At 65.5% G+C, this 15,974-nt stretch carries 15 protein-coding genes; 12 read left to right on the forward strand and 3 right to left on the reverse strand.

Going from position 1 to position 15,974, the window contains the following annotated elements:
* Positions 1-14: 14 nt before the first annotated feature.
* The 5 genes from SL003B_RS03675 to SL003B_RS03695 are packed head-to-tail and all read left to right on the forward strand — an operon-like array spanning position 15 to position 4,217.
* Positions 15-740: a LamB/YcsF family protein gene (locus SL003B_RS03675; RefSeq protein ID WP_013651471.1), complete on the forward strand. Its 726-nt coding sequence runs from the start codon at positions 15-17 to the stop codon at positions 738-740.
* 12 nt (positions 741-752) lie between these two features.
* Positions 753-986 carry an acetyl-CoA carboxylase gene (locus tag SL003B_RS03680; protein ID WP_013651472.1) on the forward strand — a complete coding sequence of 78 codons (234 nt, stop codon included), beginning with the start codon at positions 753-755 and terminating at the stop codon, positions 984-986.
* A complete protein-coding gene (locus tag SL003B_RS03685) occupies positions 986-2,362 on the forward strand; it encodes an acetyl-CoA carboxylase biotin carboxylase subunit (protein WP_013651473.1) in 1,377 nt (458 codons plus the stop codon). The genes SL003B_RS03680 and SL003B_RS03685 overlap by 1 nt, the downstream gene beginning before the upstream one ends.
* Before the next feature lie 18 nt (positions 2,363-2,380).
* Complete coding sequence (locus SL003B_RS03690; RefSeq protein WP_013651474.1) at positions 2,381-3,256, forward strand: 5-oxoprolinase subunit B family protein; 876 nt, start codon at positions 2,381-2,383, stop codon at positions 3,254-3,256.
* Complete coding sequence (locus SL003B_RS03695) at positions 3,246-4,217, forward strand: 5-oxoprolinase subunit C family protein (RefSeq protein WP_013651475.1); 972 nt, start codon at positions 3,246-3,248, stop codon at positions 4,215-4,217. Before SL003B_RS03690 ends, SL003B_RS03695 begins: the two co-directional genes overlap by 11 nt.
* A 26-nt stretch (positions 4,218-4,243) precedes the next feature.
* Here the strand turns inward: SL003B_RS03695 and SL003B_RS03700 are convergent, their stop codons facing one another.
* Positions 4,244-5,200 carry an AraC family transcriptional regulator gene (locus SL003B_RS03700; RefSeq protein WP_013651476.1) on the reverse strand — a complete coding sequence of 319 codons (957 nt, stop codon included), beginning with the start codon at positions 5,198-5,200 and terminating at the stop codon, positions 4,244-4,246.
* Positions 5,201-5,454: 254 nt separating this feature from the next.
* On the opposite strand from SL003B_RS03700, the gene capB reads away from it, so the two are divergent.
* From capB to SL003B_RS03735, 7 genes are all read left to right on the forward strand, one after another.
* Positions 5,455-7,242, forward strand: coding sequence for a caprolactamase subunit beta (gene capB / locus SL003B_RS03705; RefSeq protein ID WP_013651478.1), 1,788 nt, complete (start codon positions 5,455-5,457; stop codon positions 7,240-7,242).
* 13 nt (positions 7,243-7,255) lie between these two features.
* On the forward strand, positions 7,256-9,346 hold the full coding sequence (capA, locus tag SL003B_RS03710) for a caprolactamase subunit alpha (protein WP_013651479.1): 2,091 nt from the start codon (positions 7,256-7,258) through the stop codon (positions 9,344-9,346).
* Positions 9,343-10,095 (forward strand): ABC transporter ATP-binding protein, encoded by a 753-nt coding sequence (locus tag SL003B_RS03715; RefSeq protein ID WP_013651480.1) that lies wholly within the window; start codon positions 9,343-9,345, stop codon positions 10,093-10,095. Before capA ends, SL003B_RS03715 begins: the two co-directional genes overlap by 4 nt.
* Positions 10,092-10,826 carry an ABC transporter ATP-binding protein gene (locus SL003B_RS03720; protein ID WP_013651481.1) on the forward strand — a complete coding sequence of 245 codons (735 nt, stop codon included), beginning with the start codon at positions 10,092-10,094 and terminating at the stop codon, positions 10,824-10,826. The genes SL003B_RS03715 and SL003B_RS03720 overlap by 4 nt, the downstream gene beginning before the upstream one ends.
* On the forward strand, positions 10,826-11,740 hold the full coding sequence (locus tag SL003B_RS03725; RefSeq protein WP_013651482.1) for a branched-chain amino acid ABC transporter permease: 915 nt from the start codon (positions 10,826-10,828) through the stop codon (positions 11,738-11,740). Before SL003B_RS03720 ends, SL003B_RS03725 begins: the two co-directional genes overlap by 1 nt.
* Positions 11,741-11,824: 84 nt before the next feature.
* Complete coding sequence (locus SL003B_RS03730; RefSeq protein WP_206771960.1) at positions 11,825-12,826, forward strand: branched-chain amino acid ABC transporter permease; 1,002 nt, start codon at positions 11,825-11,827, stop codon at positions 12,824-12,826.
* Between the two features lie 21 nt (positions 12,827-12,847).
* Entirely contained in the window at positions 12,848-14,035 is a 1,188-nt protein-coding gene (locus SL003B_RS03735; protein WP_013651484.1) for an ABC transporter substrate-binding protein, read from the forward strand.
* A 100-nt stretch (positions 14,036-14,135) separates the two neighbouring features.
* Here SL003B_RS03735 and SL003B_RS23955 read toward each other — a convergent pair whose 3' ends face one another.
* A complete protein-coding gene (locus SL003B_RS23955; RefSeq protein ID WP_013651485.1) occupies positions 14,136-14,798 on the reverse strand; it encodes a nuclear transport factor 2 family protein in 663 nt (220 codons plus the stop codon).
* A 258-nt stretch (positions 14,799-15,056) separates the two neighbouring features.
* Positions 15,057-15,920, reverse strand: a complete 864-nt coding sequence (locus SL003B_RS03745) for an NAD(P)-dependent oxidoreductase (protein WP_013651486.1) — start codon at positions 15,918-15,920, stop codon at positions 15,057-15,059.
* Positions 15,921-15,974: the final 54 nt, after the last annotated feature.

Raw genomic sequence — 15,974 nt, forward strand, 5'->3', positions numbered from 1 at the left:
TTTCGGAGGGGGCTATGGCGGTAACCATAAACTGTGACATGGGTGAGAGCTTCGGCCTGTACCGCATCGGCGACGATGCCGGCATCATGCCGTTCATCCACATCGCCAATGTCGCATGCGGGTTTCATGCCTCTGATTTCAATCACATGCGCGAAACTGTCCGCCTGGCGAAGAGCCACGGGGTGAAGGTCGGCGCGCATCCCTCGCTTCCGGACCTGCAGGGCTTCGGCCGCCGCGAAATGAAGATCGGCCGCGAGGAGATGGCCAACTGCCTGATCTACCAGATCGGTGCCCTGCTCGGCTTTCTGAAGGCTGAGGGAATGGAACTCAACCACATCAAGCCCCATGGCAGCCTGTATGGCATGGCCGCGCGTCAGGAAGAGATCGCCCACGCGGTCTGCGATGCGGCGGATGTGTTTCAGGTTCCGATCCTGGGCATGACGGGGACGCTGCACGAGACGATCTATCCGGCCCGCGGCCATCGCTTCGTGGCCGAATTCTATGCCGATCTCGATTATCGGCCTGACGGCAGTCTGATCGTCACGCGCGAGCATGAGGCCAAGGACCCTGCACTGATGGCGGCCCGCTGCGTGCGCGCCATCACCGAGGGCAAGGGGACCGCCACAGACGGCAGTGACATCCCCGTGCGATGCGAAACGATCTGCATCCACTCCGACACACCGAACGCCCCGGATATCGCGCGCGCCGTAAGCGCCGCCGTCGCCCCGTTTACCGCCTGACAGGAGCATCTCATGGCCCAGATCCTTTCCCATCTGCCCGGAACCTTCTACCGCAGCCCGGCGCCGGATCAGCCGCCCTACAAGGCCGACGGCGACAGCGTTGCCGCGGGTGACGTGATCGGACTGATCGAGGTGATGAAGAGCTTTCACGAGGTGAAGGCCGAGGTGGCCGGCACAAATATCCGGTTTGTCGCCGACAACGAGGAGCCCGTGATGGCCGGGGCGGTTCTGGCGGAGATCGATTGATGCTGCGCAAGCTTCTGGTCGCCAACCGGGGCGAAATCGCGGTGCGGGTGATCCGTGCCGCGCGCGATCTCGGCATAGCGACCGTGGCAGTCTATTCGGACGCCGACCGAGACGCGCTGCATGTGCAACTCGCGGATGAGGCGGTCCACATCGGTCCGCCGGCCCCGAAGAAAAGCTATCTCGACATCGGCGCCATCCTGCAGGCGGCGGTCGACACCGGTTGCGACAGCGTCCATCCGGGTTACGGGTTCCTGGCCGAGAATGCCGCTTTTTCCGACGCGGTCGCCGCGAAGGGGCTGGTGTTCGTCGGTCCCTCGGGGGATGCTATCCGCCTGATGGGCGACAAGGTAGCGGCACGCTCGGCTGCCCATGCGGCGGGCGTACCGGTGGTGCCGGGCTCCATGGGGCGGGTGGCATCCATCGAGGAAGCCCGCGCGATCCTGATCGATACCGGCTTTCCGGTGATGATCAAGGCCGCGGCCGGTGGCGGCGGCCGGGGCATCCGCATAGCCAACAATCTCGCCGAGTTCGAGAAGGCGTTTCCGCAGGCTGCCGCCGAGGCGCTCGCCGCCTTCGGCGACGGCGGCCTCTACATGGAAAAGGTCATCGGCCGGGCCCGGCACATCGAGGTTCAGGTCCTTGGCGATGGCGCCGATGCGGTGCACTGCTTCGAACGCGAATGCTCGCTGCAGCGGCGCCGGCAGAAGGTCTGGGAAGAGGCGCCGTCGCTGGCCTTGTCCGACAAGGTGCGAGAGGAGCTGTGCGCGTCCGCGGTGCGCCTTGCCCGCGCCGTCGGCTATTCCGGCGCCGGGACGATCGAATACCTCTACGACGATGCCGAAGATCGCTTCTATTTCATCGAGATGAACACCCGTATCCAGGTCGAGCATCCGGTGACCGAGATGATCACCGGCATCGATCTGGTCGCCGAGATGCTCCGGATTGCAGGCGGCGAGCCTCTGCGGCTGCGCCAGCGCGACATCGCCGTCAGCGGTCACGCGATCGAGGTCCGGATCAACGCGGAAGACCCTGCGCGCGATTTCGTGCCCTTTCCCGGCACGGTGGGCGACTTGCGTGTGCCAGGCGGCCCAGGTGTTCGGTTCGATTCCATGCTTTACCCGGGATATGCGGTCCCGCCCTTCTACGATTCGCTTCTGGCCAAGCTCATCGTGCACGGCGAAACGCGCGAGGCTGCCATCGTCCGCCTCGTGCGCGCCTTGGCCGAGTTGCGTATCGCGGGCCTCAAGACGACCAAGCCGCTGTTCACCGCTCTGGCCGCCGATCCCGCCGTGCAGGCTGCGGACGTGCACACGCGGTGGCTTGAATCCTGGCTCGACCAGCATGCTGGCACCCTGATCCCCGACCCTGAAACCTGAGAAAGGAGGGCCGATTCCATGTCGATACGCTTTTCGTTCGGCGGCGACGAACACATCTTCGCCGAGGTCTCCGAGGAGATGTCGCTTGAGGCATTCTTCACCAGCCTGTCGATGACAAATGCGGTACGCGCCGCGTCGATCCGCGGTGTTACCGAGATCTGTCCGGCCAACGCCAGCTTCCAGATCAAGTTCGATCCGGATCAGATCAAGCCGGATGACCTGCTGAAGGAATTGCAGTCGATGGAAGGGGCGGCGGCCAAGTCCGACGCCAGCCTCAAGACCCGAATCATGGAAGTCCCAGTGTTCTACCAGGATCCCTGGACGCATGAGACGCTGATGCGCTTTCGTGAGCGCCACCAGGACCCTAAGTCGACCGACCTGGAATATGCCGCCGCGGTGAACGGCCTCGGATCGGTCGAAGAGTTCGTCAAGGCGCACTCCAGCCAGCCGTGGTTCGTGTCCATGGTCGGCTTCGTTGCAGGCCTGCCGTTCCTCTATCAGATGGTCGAACGCAAACGGCAACTCGAGGTGCCGAAATATCTGCGCCCGCGTACCGATACGCCGAAGCTGACCGTCGGTCACGGCGGCTGCTTCTCGTGTATCTATTCGGTGAGAGGCGCCGGCGGCTACCAGATGTTCGGGATCACGCCAATGCCAATCTACGACCCGAACCAGAAAGTGTCTTATCTGCAGGACGAAATGTGCTTCTTCCGTCCAGGCGACATCGTGAAGTGGAAGCCGATTACCCGCGACGAGTATGACGCGGCGCTGGAAGAGGTCGAGGCCAACCGCTTCGAACCGCTTATCCGCGACTGCACCTTCAGCCTGTCCGATTTCAACCGCGACATCGATGGCACCAACACCAAGCTGATGGAGGTTCTCCATGGCCGTTAAGGTGATTTCTCCCGGTCTCTCCACCACCGTGCAGGACCTTGGCCGGCCCGGCTACTACCATCTGGGCATTCCGCTTTCGGGCGGCATGGACCGCTTCAGCCTGCGTGCCGCCAACATGCTGGTCGGCAACGACGAAGGGGCGGCCGTTCTCGAGGCCGTTTTTCTCGGCCCTGAACTCGAGTTTACCGCTCCCGCCACGGTAGCCGTGACCGGCGGCGACCTGCCCCCAAAGGTCAACGGCGAGGAACGCAGCGGCTGGGAGGCATTTCCGGTCAAGGCGGGGGATCGCCTGTCCTTCGGATTCCTGAAGTCCGGCGCACGCATTTACATAGCCGTTTCCGGCGGCATCGACGTGCCGCTGAAGCTCGGTTCGCGCTCCACCTATACCCTCGGAGCGCTCGGAGGCCACGAGGGGCGCGCCCTGCAGGCCGGCGACGAGTTACCTATCGGTGCGAGCGCTGCAGCCGGCGGTGGGTCGGTTCCGTCGAATCTGCGGCGGCAACCGGGCAATCCAGCCGAACTGCGGATGCTGCCTGGGCTCTACTGGCACCGCATCACGGCCGATGCCGGCCGGCGCTTTTTCGCCGATACCTGGAAGGTCGCGCCCGAGGCCGACCGTATCGGTTATCGCTTCCGGGGCGGTACGCCGCTCGACTTCGTGCCGCGCAAGCAGCCGTTCGGTGCAGGTTCCAATCCGTCGAACATCGTCGATGCCTGCTATCCCTACGGCTCGATTCAGGTGCCGGGCGGAACCGAACCGATCGTGCTGCATCGCGACGCGGTTTCCGGGGGGGGCTACATGATGGTCGGCACCGTGATCTCTGCCGACATGGACCTCATCGGTCAGCTCCAGCCGCACATGCCTGCCCGTTTCGTCGAAGTGACGATGGAACAGGCCTTGGCGGCACGCGCGGACCGTGCGGCGGCGCTGCAACGCGTCCGCGCGCATCTCGGGCGCTGAGAGTGGAGGCGGGGGCCGTGACTTTCTCAGCCCTCGCCGCGTTGCCCGATTCTCGCTTCCGTGGGCGTGATGCCGTAGCGGTTCCGGAAGGCACGGGAGAACTGAGCCTGATCGGTGAAGCCGCGCGCATAGGCGATCTCGCCGATGGATCGGCCGTCGGCGGAATTGCGAAGATCCTCGTAGGCCGCGGCCAGCCTCTGGTCTCGGATCCACTGGCCGAGTGTCTGGTTCGTGTCGCGCAAAAGTTCATGCAGGTAGCGCACCGAAATGCCGCAGCCGGCGGCGACCTCATCGGGGCCGAGATCGGGGTTGGCGATGTGACGGCGTACGAAGGCCTCGATCCGGCCGAGATGCGCGGCACGCACCGAACTCGCCCCCGAGGTGAGGACCCGCTCGTCGGACTGCAGCGCAAGCGCCAGCAGGTCGACCAGCTGCCGTCCGACGGTCGACCGGGTTTCCTCGGTCATGGCGTCGTATCGTTGCGGGATGAGATGGATCATGTCGACGAAGAGACCGTTGGCGCCGTTCGTCGCATCGAACTCCAGCGAGCAGAAGCGGCCCGGTGCGCGCAGACGTGTGCCCAGCATCGCCGAAGACAGCTTCATGACCCAAAGATCCGCATGCTCCGCATGGCTGAACTCGTACGGCTCGTGACTGCGCTCGATGAAGAAGCTCCCGGGCGCCGCGCGGACTTCCTTGCCGCCCTGGCTGAAACGGACCTCGGACTTGGCGGGCAGGGTGACCAGGAACTCCTCCGGACCTGGCTGCTGGAAGTGTTTCGGCAGCCGCCGGTACAACAGGGCATCGGAGGTAAGCCGGGACAGGGATACCTCGCCCAGTTGCCACATGCTGAGCTCCCCGTCGAACGCCTCCGGCGAGCGGAATGTGAGGTCGAGGGGAAAATAGGCGCGTCCTATGGCTTCATGCCAATGTCGGCTGCGCCCCGCGATGTCGATGTCCTTGGTCGTGATCGTGGTCTTCAAGACGCGACCCTCCGTTGGCCTAAGTTGGCCATGCCTTTGTGCGCCTGTAAAGCGCGACCTGCCTCCAGAAAGGCGAAGTGCGCTCAGCGTCAAAAAGCCATGCACCGGCTGCAAAGACGGCGCCCGGCAAACGTGTCTAGCCTGTTCCCCTCAACGGTGCATAAGACGCCGCGCAGAGGGGATAATTGGCAGTCCGGACGGGCCTTCGGCCCGAACGTCGCCCTTTTGCGCGGCCTCGTTATGGAGGCTGCAACATGACAAAGGGGAACGCCCCCGGAAGAGCCGACGTCGATCCGATCACCCTGTCGGTGGTGCGCGGCATTCTGGAAACCACGCAACGCGAGATGACGTTGTCGCTGGAAAAGACCGCGCGCTCGAGCGTGTTCAATCTCGCCCATGACTATTCGACCGCCCTGTTTAACGCGCGGCCGGAGATGATCTTGCAGGGCCAGGACATCCCGATCCACCTCGGCTCCTTGATCCCGGCAATGAAGGTCGTCGCCAGGTACTTCGAGGGCGACATCCACGAGGGCGACCTGATCATCCACAACGACCCGGCCTGGGGCGGGAGCCACGCCATCGACACCTGCTTCTACCGGCCGGTGTTCTACAAGGGCAAGCTGAAGTACTGGACGGTTTGCAAGGGGCACCTGACCGATGTCGGCGGACCTGTGCCGGCGGGCTACAACCCCAACGCCAAGGAAATCTACGCCGAATGCCTGCGCATTCCGCCGGTGAAGGTGTGGGATCGCGGCGTCCCGCGCAAGGACGTGCTGAACCTGCTGCTCACCAACATGCGGGCCAGGCGCGATCAGGAAGGCGACTTCAATGCGCTGATCGGCGCCTGCCAGGTGGGCGAGCGCGCGCTGATTGCCATGCTCGACAAGTATGGCGAGGAACAGGTCGACGCCTGCATCGACACCCTTCTCGACATGGCGGAGCGCCAGATGCGCGGGCTGATCGCCTCGGTGCCGGACGGCAGCTACGAGGGCTCGGCGATCCTTGAGGACGCGGGCCACGGTTTCGGCGATTTCGAGATCAAGGCGAAGGTCACCATCGCCGGCGACAACTGCCACATCGAGATCTCCAGCCCGCCGCAAATCCCGTATTTCATCAACAGCTACGAGGGCAACAGTTATTCCGGCGTCTACCTTGGACTGATGATGTTCGCCCAGTTGCCGCCGCCCTACAACGAGGGGCTTTACCGCTGCGTGACGGTGGACATGGGGCCGAAGGGCACCCTGTGCAACGCAAAAGAACCCGCACCGCACATGAACTGCACCACCACGCCGATGGAAACGCTCACCGACGCGGTGCGCCTTGCCTTCGAGAAGGCTGTGCCGTCCAAGGTTTCGGCCAGCTGGGGACACGCCAACGGCCTGAACATCGCCGGCTGGGACAAGCGCCACGACGAGGAATACGTCACCATGGTGCTGGCGACCATCATCTCGGGCGCCGGCGCCACGCCCAGCCAGGACGGCTGGCACGCCTGCGGACCGGAATGTTGCTTCGGGGCGCTCACCTCGGGCGACGTCGAACTGCTGGAATACAGCTACCCGATCATCATCCACCGCTACTCGCTGATGACCGATTCCGGCGGGGCGGGGAAGTTCCGGGGGGGATCCGGGACCGCCTGGGAGGTCGAGCCTCTCAACGACGACATGACCTTCATCACCTTCGGAGAAGGCCGGCGCATTCCGGCGGTCGGCGCCGCGGGGGCGGCCTCGACGCTGGTTGACCGCAAGGTCGGGCGGCTGGAGCTCGTCAAGGGCGACGAAAGCCGGATCATCCGGGAAAATGTCATCGAGGTCATCCGCCCGGGCGACCGCATCACCAATATGAACCCCGGCGGCGGCGGCTACGGCGACCCGATGGAACGCGCCGTGGAGAAGGTCGTCTGGGACGTGAAGAACGGACTGGTGTCCGTCGAAGGAGCAAAGGAGGACTACGGCGTCGTCATCGCTGACCCCGCAACCCTGGCCGTGGACATGGCCGCAACCGATGCCCTGCGCGCGCAACGCCGCGCCGGCACCGCACTGTGAGGGAGACGAGACGATGAGAACCGAATATCGACTGGGTATCGACGCGGGCGGCACGTTCACCGACTTCGTCCTGGCTGACAGGAGCGGCCAGGTGCGCCTCTACAAGGCCTTGTCCACTCCCCAGGACCCGACCCTTGCAATCCGCAACGGGCTGGCGCTGATTTCCGAGGACCTCGGGGTTGCCGCAAGCGAGATCATTCCGAACTGCGATCTGTGCATCAACGGCACCACGGTCGGCCTAAACGCCCTGATCCAGCACAAGGGTGCCAAGACCGGACTGATCTGTACGGCCGGTCACGAGGACAGCCTCGAGATCCGTCTCGGCCACAAGGAGGACGGCTACCGCTACGATCCCGAATATCCGCCTGCGACGATGCTCGTGCCGCGCTACCTGCGGCGCGGTGCGCGCGAGCGCGTGCTCTCCGACGGCCGGGTCCGCATGCCGCTCAATGAGGACGATGTGCGCGCCGCATGCGAGTTGTTTCGTGCCGAGGGCGTGGAGACCGTGGCGATCAGCTTCGTCTGGTCGGTGCTGCATCCCGATCACGAGCGCCGCGCCGGCGCGATCGTGCGCGAGATGATGCCGGGCGCCATCCTCACCCTGGGATCGGAACTCTATCCGCAGGTGCGCGAGTACACGCGGACCTCAACGGCCGTGGTCAACGCCTATCTGGCGCCGATCATGAAGCGCTATGTCGATGCCGTGGATGCCTATTTCCAGGCGCTCGGGGCGAGGCAGCCGGTGCGCTACTTCCAGTCCAACGGTGGGCTGGCGATCGGTCAGGCGATGACCGACAGGTCGGTCTATGCCATCAACTCCGGCCCCGCCTCGGCCCCCGCCGCCGGCCAGTATGTCTGCGAGCCCTTCGGCAAGCGCGACGTCATCACGGTCGACATGGGCGGCACATCCTTCGACATCACGCTGACCAAGGATGGTCTGACCAACATCAACAAGAACATAGATTTTCTGCGTTACCGGATTGGCGTGCCGATGATCCAGGTCGAGACGCTCGGCGCCGGCGGCGGTTCGATCGGCTGGATCGACGAGATGGGCCTGATGCAGATGGGGCCGCAATCGGCCGGGTCGGATCCGGGGCCGGCCTGCTACGGCCAGGGCGGTACGCTGCCGACCGTCTCGGACGCGAACCTCGTGCTCGGCTATCTCAACCCGGACGGTCTGGTGGGCGGCCGGTTGCCGCTCGACTACCGCAAGGCCCATGACGCGATCCGTACCAACCTTGCGGAGCCACTCGGCCTGACGGTCGAGCGAGCAGCCTACGGCATGTTCACCATCGTCAACGCCAACATGGTCAACGGCATCCGGCGCGTGACGGTGGAACGCGGCTACGATCCGCGCGACTTCGTGCTGGTCGGGGCCGGCGGTGCGACGGCGGCCCATATCACGGCGCTTGCCGAAGCCATGGGTATCAACACGATCGTCCTGCCGAAGCTCGCGTCGGGCCTGTGCGCCTTCGGGCAGATCATCTCCGACGTCAAGTACAATTACATGGCGACCGCGCCGCTGCGGCTCGACAACGATGCCGCCTATGCACGGGTCGATGCCCTCTTCCACGAGATCGAGGCGCAGGGCATCGCACATCTGAAGGCCGACGGCTTCGACGACGGCAGCATCGCGATCCGGCGCAGCCTGGACATGCGCTATGTCGGACAGGTGCACGAATGCACGGTCGAGATTGACCGCTTCACCGTCGACGCCAGTTCGGTCGAGGCGATCCGCGAGGCGTTCCACCGGCGGCACGAGCAGCTCTACACCTACTCGGAGCGGCATTCGACGGTCGAGGTCGTCAACATCGAAAGCACCCTCTACGGCCTTCTCGACAAGCCGAAGCGCATGCATCTGGGAGCAGGTGTCCGACCGGATGAGGCCCTGAAGGGCCACCGCGATGCGGTGTTCGGCGCCGACGGCTCCCGCCGCAGCACACCGATCATCGACGGCGGCCTGCTTGGGGCCGGCGCCCGGGTCGAAGGACCGGCGATCATCGAGGAAGTCACCACAACCATCGTGATCGAACCGGGATGGACGGCCGTGCTTGACGAAAGCGGTTCCTACCTGATCACCCGCAACCGGACGGAGGGCAAATGAAGCAACTCAGCGCAGACGGGGTGTCGGTCGCCTTCGCGGGGCTCAGAGCCCTGTCGCATGTGACCCTTTCCATCGAGCCGGGCCGGATCACCGGCCTCATCGGTCCCAACGGGGCCGGAAAGACGACCCTCGTCAATGTGCTGACGGGCTTTCAGGGCCCGACGGAAGGGGCGGTGACGCTGGACGGCGCCGCCCTGACTGGACTGCAGCCGCACGAGGTGCGCCGACGCGGGGTCGCCCGCACCTTCCAGGGAGGGCGGCTGTTCCGCGACCTGCCGGTGATCGACAATCTGGAAGTCACCGGCGTTGGTCTTGGTCAGAGCCGGGCGGCTGCGATCGCCGAGGCCGAGACGATGCTCGACTGGATCGGCATCTCGCCCCTGGCCGACCGGATCGCCGGCACCCTGCCATACACGGACGAGCGGCGCGTCGCCATCGGTCGCGCCCTTATGGGGCGACCGGGCTATGTGCTGCTTGACGAGCCGGCCGCGGGCATGAGCGCTCCGGAGGTGGCTGATCTCGCCGGCCTGATCCGCCGCATCGCCGGTGAAATGGGCTGTGGCGTGCTGCTGATCGAGCACAATGTCGGGCTGGTCTTGGACCTGTGCGACCATATCGTCGTGCTGGACTCGGGCGCGGTGATCGAATCCGGCCCGCCTGCCGTTATCCGCGACAGCGAAAAGGTCCGCCACGCCTACATGGGTACGGCCGCCGACACGAGGCTGCCTGTCCTAGAGGTGATGCAATGAGCCTGCTTTCCCTGTCCAACGTGACCATCCGCTACGGCCGTCTGACCGCGGTGCGCAACGTTTCCCTGTCGATGGAAGAGGGCGAGATCCTGTTCGTGACCGGTCCCAACGGGGCGGGCAAATCCTCGCTGCTGCGCGCGATCGCAGGCGTGACGCCGCCTGCGGGCGGGCGCATCGACCTCGCAGGCAACGACATTACCGGCCGGGCGCCGGAGGACATCGCCCGGCTCGGCCTGTCGATGGTGCCGGAGGGGCGCGAGGTCTTTGGCAGCCTCACCGTCGAGGAGAACCTCCTGCTCGGCACAGGCATGCATGCGCGCGAACGTAACTGGCGCTCGCGCGCGGCCAGCGAGCTCGAACTGATCTACGATGCGTTTCCGATTCTCAAGGAGCGACGGCACGGTCAGGCCGGACTCCTGTCCGGCGGCCAGCAGCAGATGCTGGTGATCGGTCGCGCGCTGATGACCAATCCGAGGCTCATCGCGATCGACGAACCGTCCCTGGGGCTTGCCCCCAACATCATCGACCAGGTTTACGACCGGCTGATCGCGCTCCGGGCGCAGCATGCTCTGAGCCTGCTGATCGTCGAGCAAAGCTCGACCCGCGCCATGATGGTCGGCGGACGGATGATCCTGATGCGGGGCGGCGAGGTGCTCCTGGACGGCGATGCCCGCGCCATGGGGCAGAGCGAGGCGCTCCAGGCAGCCTATTTCGGATATGGAGACCACTGATGCCGGGGACACTGCAAATCCTCTTCGATGCCCTGAGCCTCGGATCGCTCTACGCGCTCGGGGCGCTCGGCATCGCTCTGATCTTCGGCGTAATGCGGCTGGTGAACTTCGCCCATGGCGACGTCATCGCCTTCTCGCTGTTCGCGCTGCTCTGGCCGTCCGTGGATGCCGTGGCCATCGTCTTTGCCGGCCAGTTGCCCTGGTTCCTGCTGATTCCGTTCATGCTTGCGGTCGGGGCCGGCCTGTCCGTGCTCTCCGAACTGGTCGTGTTCCGTCGGTTCCGGCGGGCCAACCCGGCCACGATGATGATCGCCTCCTTCGCGCTCGGCTTCGTCATTCGCTATTTCCTGCTGATGCTGTTCTCCAGCCGGCCGAAGTCGATCCTGCTCTTGCCCGGTCTGGCGCAGCCCATCGAGCTCTTCGGAGCGCGCATTCCGCTGCTCCAGGTGATCACCATCGCGGTGACCATCGCCATCCTGCTCACGCTCACCGCCTTCCTGCGTCGTACCCGCTTCGGCCTCGAAATGCGCGCAGCGGCGGAAAACTTCACCATGGCGCGCATGCTCGGGGTCAGGGCCAACCGTGTGATCATGGGCGCCTTCGCGCTCTCCGGAGCCCTGGCCGCCGCCATCGCGCTGATCCTCGGCAGTCAGACCGGGACGGCCGACATCCAGATGGGCGGCGCGGTCATGCTGATGGCCTTCATCGCCACAGTGATCGGAGGACTGGGCAGTCTGCCCGGCGCCGTCCTGGCCGGATTCTTGCTCGGTGCAGCCTCGGTGACGATGCAGTTTGCGCTCCCCGTCGAGGCGCGGCCGTTCCGCGACGCTTTCGTCTACGGGGCGGTGATCCTCGTGTTGATCTGGCGGCCGCAGGGGCTCCTGTCCGCACGCGGTACCAAGGAAAGGGTCTGATCCATGTCCAGGAGAGCTTCGGTCGCCCGCCGCACGATCCTCACGCCGGTTCTGCTGTCTCTCATCCTCGTCGGTCTGGCCCTTTTGGCCTTCTTCGTCGAATCGAGGCCGTTCAACCAGACCGTCATCGACATCTTCCTCCGCGTGATACTCGTCGTCGGTCTCTACGTCTTCATCGGCAATTCCGGAGTGATTTCCTTCGGGCATATCGGCTTCACGTGCCTCGGCGCCTATGCGGCGGCCTGGCTGACGATACCGCCGATGATGAAGCGCATGTCGCTGCCGGGCCTGCCGGACTGGCTGATCCAGATACAGCTTCCCTATTGGGGTGCTGCGGTGCTAGCGGCGCTCTTCGCGGCCATCTTCGCGTTTCTGTTCGGGCGCGTGCTGATGCGTCTGTCCGGCATTGCGGCGTCGATCGCCACCTTCGCCATGCTGGCCATGATCAACACGATCTATTCCAACTGGGCGAGCGTCACCGGCGCAACCTCCTCGGTGGTGGGCATTCCGATTGTGCGCAGTCCCTGGCCCTATCTGATCGCCGCGATCGCGATGATCTTTCTGGCCTGGCTCCATGCCATCAGCCGTGCAGGTCTTGCGCTGCGGGCGGCACGCGACGAGCCGACCGCGGCGGCGGCATCCGGAGTGGACATTCCGCGCGAGCGGCTGATCGCCTTCACCGTGTCGGGAGCGATCATGGGGCTTGGAGGCGCGCTGTTCGCACATTCGATCGGTCTGGTGACGCCCGACACCTTCTACCTCGGCCTGACCTTCATCACGCTGTCGATGCTGGTTGTGGGCGGCATGGGCAGTCTTTCGGGGGCGGTGCTGGGCGTCGTCCTCCTGTCGATCCTGATCCAGGTACTGCGCTGGCTGGAGCAGGGCGTGTCCGTGGGCAGTTCCACGTTCGCCCTGCCGAACGGCATGCAGGAAATCGCCCTGGGGATCGTGATGATCGTGATCCTGATGTTCCGGCCCGCCGGCATCATGGGTAACCGCGAACTTTCCTGGCCGCGCGCCAGGTCTGCCACACCGGAAGCAACCCGGACCTCAGAGGCCGGGACTGCCGGTTCCATTGCAAGGTAAACCACCAGAGGAGTTCATGACATGACACTGATGACACGTTGGGCGGTCGCTCTCGCGAGCACTGCGCTGTGCGCTCTTCCCGCGCTGGCCGATGACGACCGGATCATCATCGGCTTCGCCACGGCGGAATCGGGCTTCATGCAGGCCTATGACAAGCCCGCCCAGGATGCGGCAATGATCCGCATTTCGGAGATCAACGCCGCTGGCGGCCTGCTCGGCAAGCAGATCGAAGTCGTCAATGCCGACACCAAGACGGATCGTGCCGAGGGCGCCAAGGCCGGCTTGAGTGTCGTCGACGCAGGCGCCGATCTCGTTGTCGTCTCCTGTGACTACGACTTCGGTGCGCCGGCCGCTCTGGCGGCGGAAAGCTCCGGCAGGGTGTCGTTCTTCCTGTGCGCGGAATCGATCAAGGCCGGCATCCAGGGCGTCGGCCCGCACAGCTTCTCGGCGTCCGTGCTGGCCGCCGTGCAAGGGGCGACGATGGCGGAATGGGCCTACACCAAGAAGGAAGCCCGCACCTTCTATCGCCTGCTCGACACCTGGACGGAATACAACAAGGGCATCTGCGACGGCTTCGACTGGATGCTGCCCAAGCTCGCGGACGCCAAGCTCGTCGGCGAGGACACCTTCAAGAACGAGGATGCCTCGATCGCAGCCCAGATCACGCGCATCAAGTCGCTGCCGGAAGAGCCGGACGCGATCATGCTGTGCACGATGATGCCGGGTGCGGTCTCGGCCATCAAGCAGCTCCGCGCCGCCGGCATCAACTCGATGATCCTCAACGGCTCCGGCGTCGACGGCAGCTACTGGCTGTCCGCCGTCCCGGACCTGTCGAACTTCTTCGTTCCGGTGCAGGGCTCGATCTACGGCGATGATCCGAACCCGCAGGTCACCGCCTTCAACGCCAAGTTCCAGGCCGTCACCGGCGCCGAGCCGTCGACGCAGTATACTTACCCCGGCTATGTGATGGTCGACGTTTGGGCGAAGGCGGTGGAACGGGCCGGCACCACCGAGGCTGGTGCCGTCGTGGCGGAACTGGAAAAGATGCGCGACGAGCCGACCCTGTTCGGCCCGCGCACCTTCACCAGCGAGTTGCACCACCAGAACCGCGCGCGCTACCTGATCGTGGAAACGTCGAATGGCAAGCCGGGCGTCGTCGACGAATGGACCATCTCCGAGGCCATTCCGGTAGCCGACCTGATGAAGTAACCGTGCCGAAGCCGGCCGCCGGAGATCCGGCGGCCGGCAAGCAGTACCCGCTTGCCGGCGGCTGCCGTGCCTCCGGCGCGAAGAATGGATGCCTGCGGGTTCAGGGCCGCGCCTTGCGGTAGGAATCCTTGACCGCGATCAGGTCACCCGCGAAGGTCAACACGTCGCAGCCGTGGACATCCACGTCGCGTCCTTCCCTGTCCGTGCCGACGAATCGCCAGGTCGACAAGCCGATATCGCCGCTGATGCTGTGGCGCACCTCGGTCCACGCCGCGCTGGAATAGGCCGCAAAGATCGCCTCATAGGCGGCGCGCACGGCATCGCGTCCTACGTGGCGCGTGCCTTCCGGCGTTGGTCCGAGCGCGGAGAGGAATTCGCAGCCATCGGCCATGCAGGCCATCAGCGCGTCGACGTCACCGGCGTTCCAGGCGTCGGCAAAGCGCTCGAGCGTGGCGAGCCGCCGCCGGACCGGCGCGTCGTCCACGACCTCGATTTCCAGGAAGGCGAGATAGCCGTCGCCGCCGTTGACGACGTTGTGGGAGACGCCGGTACGGCGCGAATAGGGGACGCCCTGTAAGAGGGGCGCCGTGCTGGTCGAACCGTCAGGATGGCTGAGTTCCAGGGTCCCGTCGGTCAGCGGGACGATCACATAGTCATGCCCGTGGACGTGCCAGCCGGTCTCGGCGCCGGGGGCGAACCGCCATTCCGTCACCTTGAATCGGTCGTCGTCGATATGCGTGACGGATTCCGCTTGGGCTGCCATGCACTTGTTCCCTTTTCCTGCGTGCGTCGAGGTTTCGCGGGACTGCAGGGGGCTATCACGTTTGCCGGCATGTTTGCCGGCAACACCGCAGCTGCCGCCAGTCTCCCGTCCGGGATAATTTGAATCATTGTTCGCGGGTCTGGGGAAGCCCAAATCGGCCGGTGATGTCGGCGTTCGTCCGGCGTCTTCTGAGGGGCAAGGAAGATCCACGGCACGGACGCGGAAGCCGTCTTGGTTCGGTCGTCGGATTAGCAGGCCTCAGGTTTCGGAAAGGCCGCGCAAGGTGGCGCGCAGATCCCGGCTCGTGTCGAGCGTCCGGCGCGTCTCGGCGCCGAACGGCGAGTGCGCCAGCAGGGACATGGTCTGGGCGGCTCCCTCGTGAAATCCGGAAGGCACGCCGACCGCGGCGAAGGTCGCCGCGATCTCCTCCATCTCCGCGGTCCAGCGGCCGGCGTCGGCGGGAAGCCTGGGGATGGCCGTCTCCGCCCTGCGCAACAGGTCCGGCTGACTGGCGGCGAGTTCCGCCAGCCATGCGTCGAGCAGGCCGAGGCGGTCCGCCGTCAGTGCGGCGGCGGTCAGCAGGGCATTGAGGCCCTTGCTGATCGCCGCGTAGCTCATCTTCAGGCCGGATGCCGCGCCGACCTCCGGCCCGAGATCACGCAGATCGAAGGCCAGACCGTCGAGGCCGTCAAGCGCGGGGCAGGCCGGACCGGAGCGGTAGAAGCGGGGGATCTTCGCGCCAGGTGGCTGGCCGATGATGCCGCCGTCGACGAACCGCACAAGGCTGCCCGCGAACAGGGCGCCGATCTCGCGCGTCTGCGCGGGCGAGATGGCGTTGCAGTCGACGAAGGTGAAGGCTCGGCCGTCGCGCCGGGCGACGACGGCAACGGCCTTGGCGAGCGCCATGGCCTGCGCGGGCGGCACGATCGACAGGAACAGGTCGCAGTCCGCCAGCAGGGCGTCGAGGCTGCCGGCGTCGGCGACGCGTGCCTCGTCAGCCCGCGCCCGTGTTTCGTTGCTGCGGCCGCCAAGCACGCTCGCCACCGGGAGGCCGGCTCGGACCAGCTTGCCGCCGATCGCCGCTCCCATCTCGCCCATCGCGACGATCGCAACCCGTGTCATCGGCGCCTTCCTCCCGCTTCCCGATGGCGCCGACACTACACGCAAGCTGGAAGC

Source organism: Polymorphum gilvum SL003B-26A1 (genome assembly GCF_000192745.1).
GTDB lineage: Bacteria > Pseudomonadota > Alphaproteobacteria > Rhizobiales > Stappiaceae > Polymorphum > Polymorphum gilvum.

Coding starts and splice junctions, on each gene's coding strand:
- SL003B_RS03675 (WP_013651471.1), top strand. CDS start 15: ATGGCGGTAACCATAAACTGTGACATGGGTGAGAGCTTCGGCCTGTAC.
- SL003B_RS03680 (WP_013651472.1), top strand. CDS start 753: ATGGCCCAGATCCTTTCCCATCTGCCCGGAACCTTCTACCGCAGCCCG.
- SL003B_RS03685 (WP_013651473.1), top strand. CDS start 986: ATGCTGCGCAAGCTTCTGGTCGCCAACCGGGGCGAAATCGCGGTGCGG.
- SL003B_RS03690 (WP_013651474.1), top strand. CDS start 2,381: ATGTCGATACGCTTTTCGTTCGGCGGCGACGAACACATCTTCGCCGAG.
- SL003B_RS03695 (WP_013651475.1), top strand. CDS start 3,246: ATGGCCGTTAAGGTGATTTCTCCCGGTCTCTCCACCACCGTGCAGGAC.
- capB (WP_013651478.1), top strand. CDS start 5,455: ATGACAAAGGGGAACGCCCCCGGAAGAGCCGACGTCGATCCGATCACC.
- capA (WP_013651479.1), top strand. CDS start 7,256: ATGAGAACCGAATATCGACTGGGTATCGACGCGGGCGGCACGTTCACC.
- SL003B_RS03715 (WP_013651480.1), top strand. CDS start 9,343: ATGAAGCAACTCAGCGCAGACGGGGTGTCGGTCGCCTTCGCGGGGCTC.
- SL003B_RS03720 (WP_013651481.1), top strand. CDS start 10,092: ATGAGCCTGCTTTCCCTGTCCAACGTGACCATCCGCTACGGCCGTCTG.
- SL003B_RS03725 (WP_013651482.1), top strand. CDS start 10,826: ATGCCGGGGACACTGCAAATCCTCTTCGATGCCCTGAGCCTCGGATCG.
- SL003B_RS03735 (WP_013651484.1), top strand. CDS start 12,848: ATGACACTGATGACACGTTGGGCGGTCGCTCTCGCGAGCACTGCGCTG.
- SL003B_RS23955 (WP_013651485.1), bottom strand. CDS start 14,798: ATGGCAGCCCAAGCGGAATCCGTCACGCATATCGACGACGACCGATTC.
- SL003B_RS03745 (WP_013651486.1), bottom strand. CDS start 15,920: ATGACACGGGTTGCGATCGTCGCGATGGGCGAGATGGGAGCGGCGATC.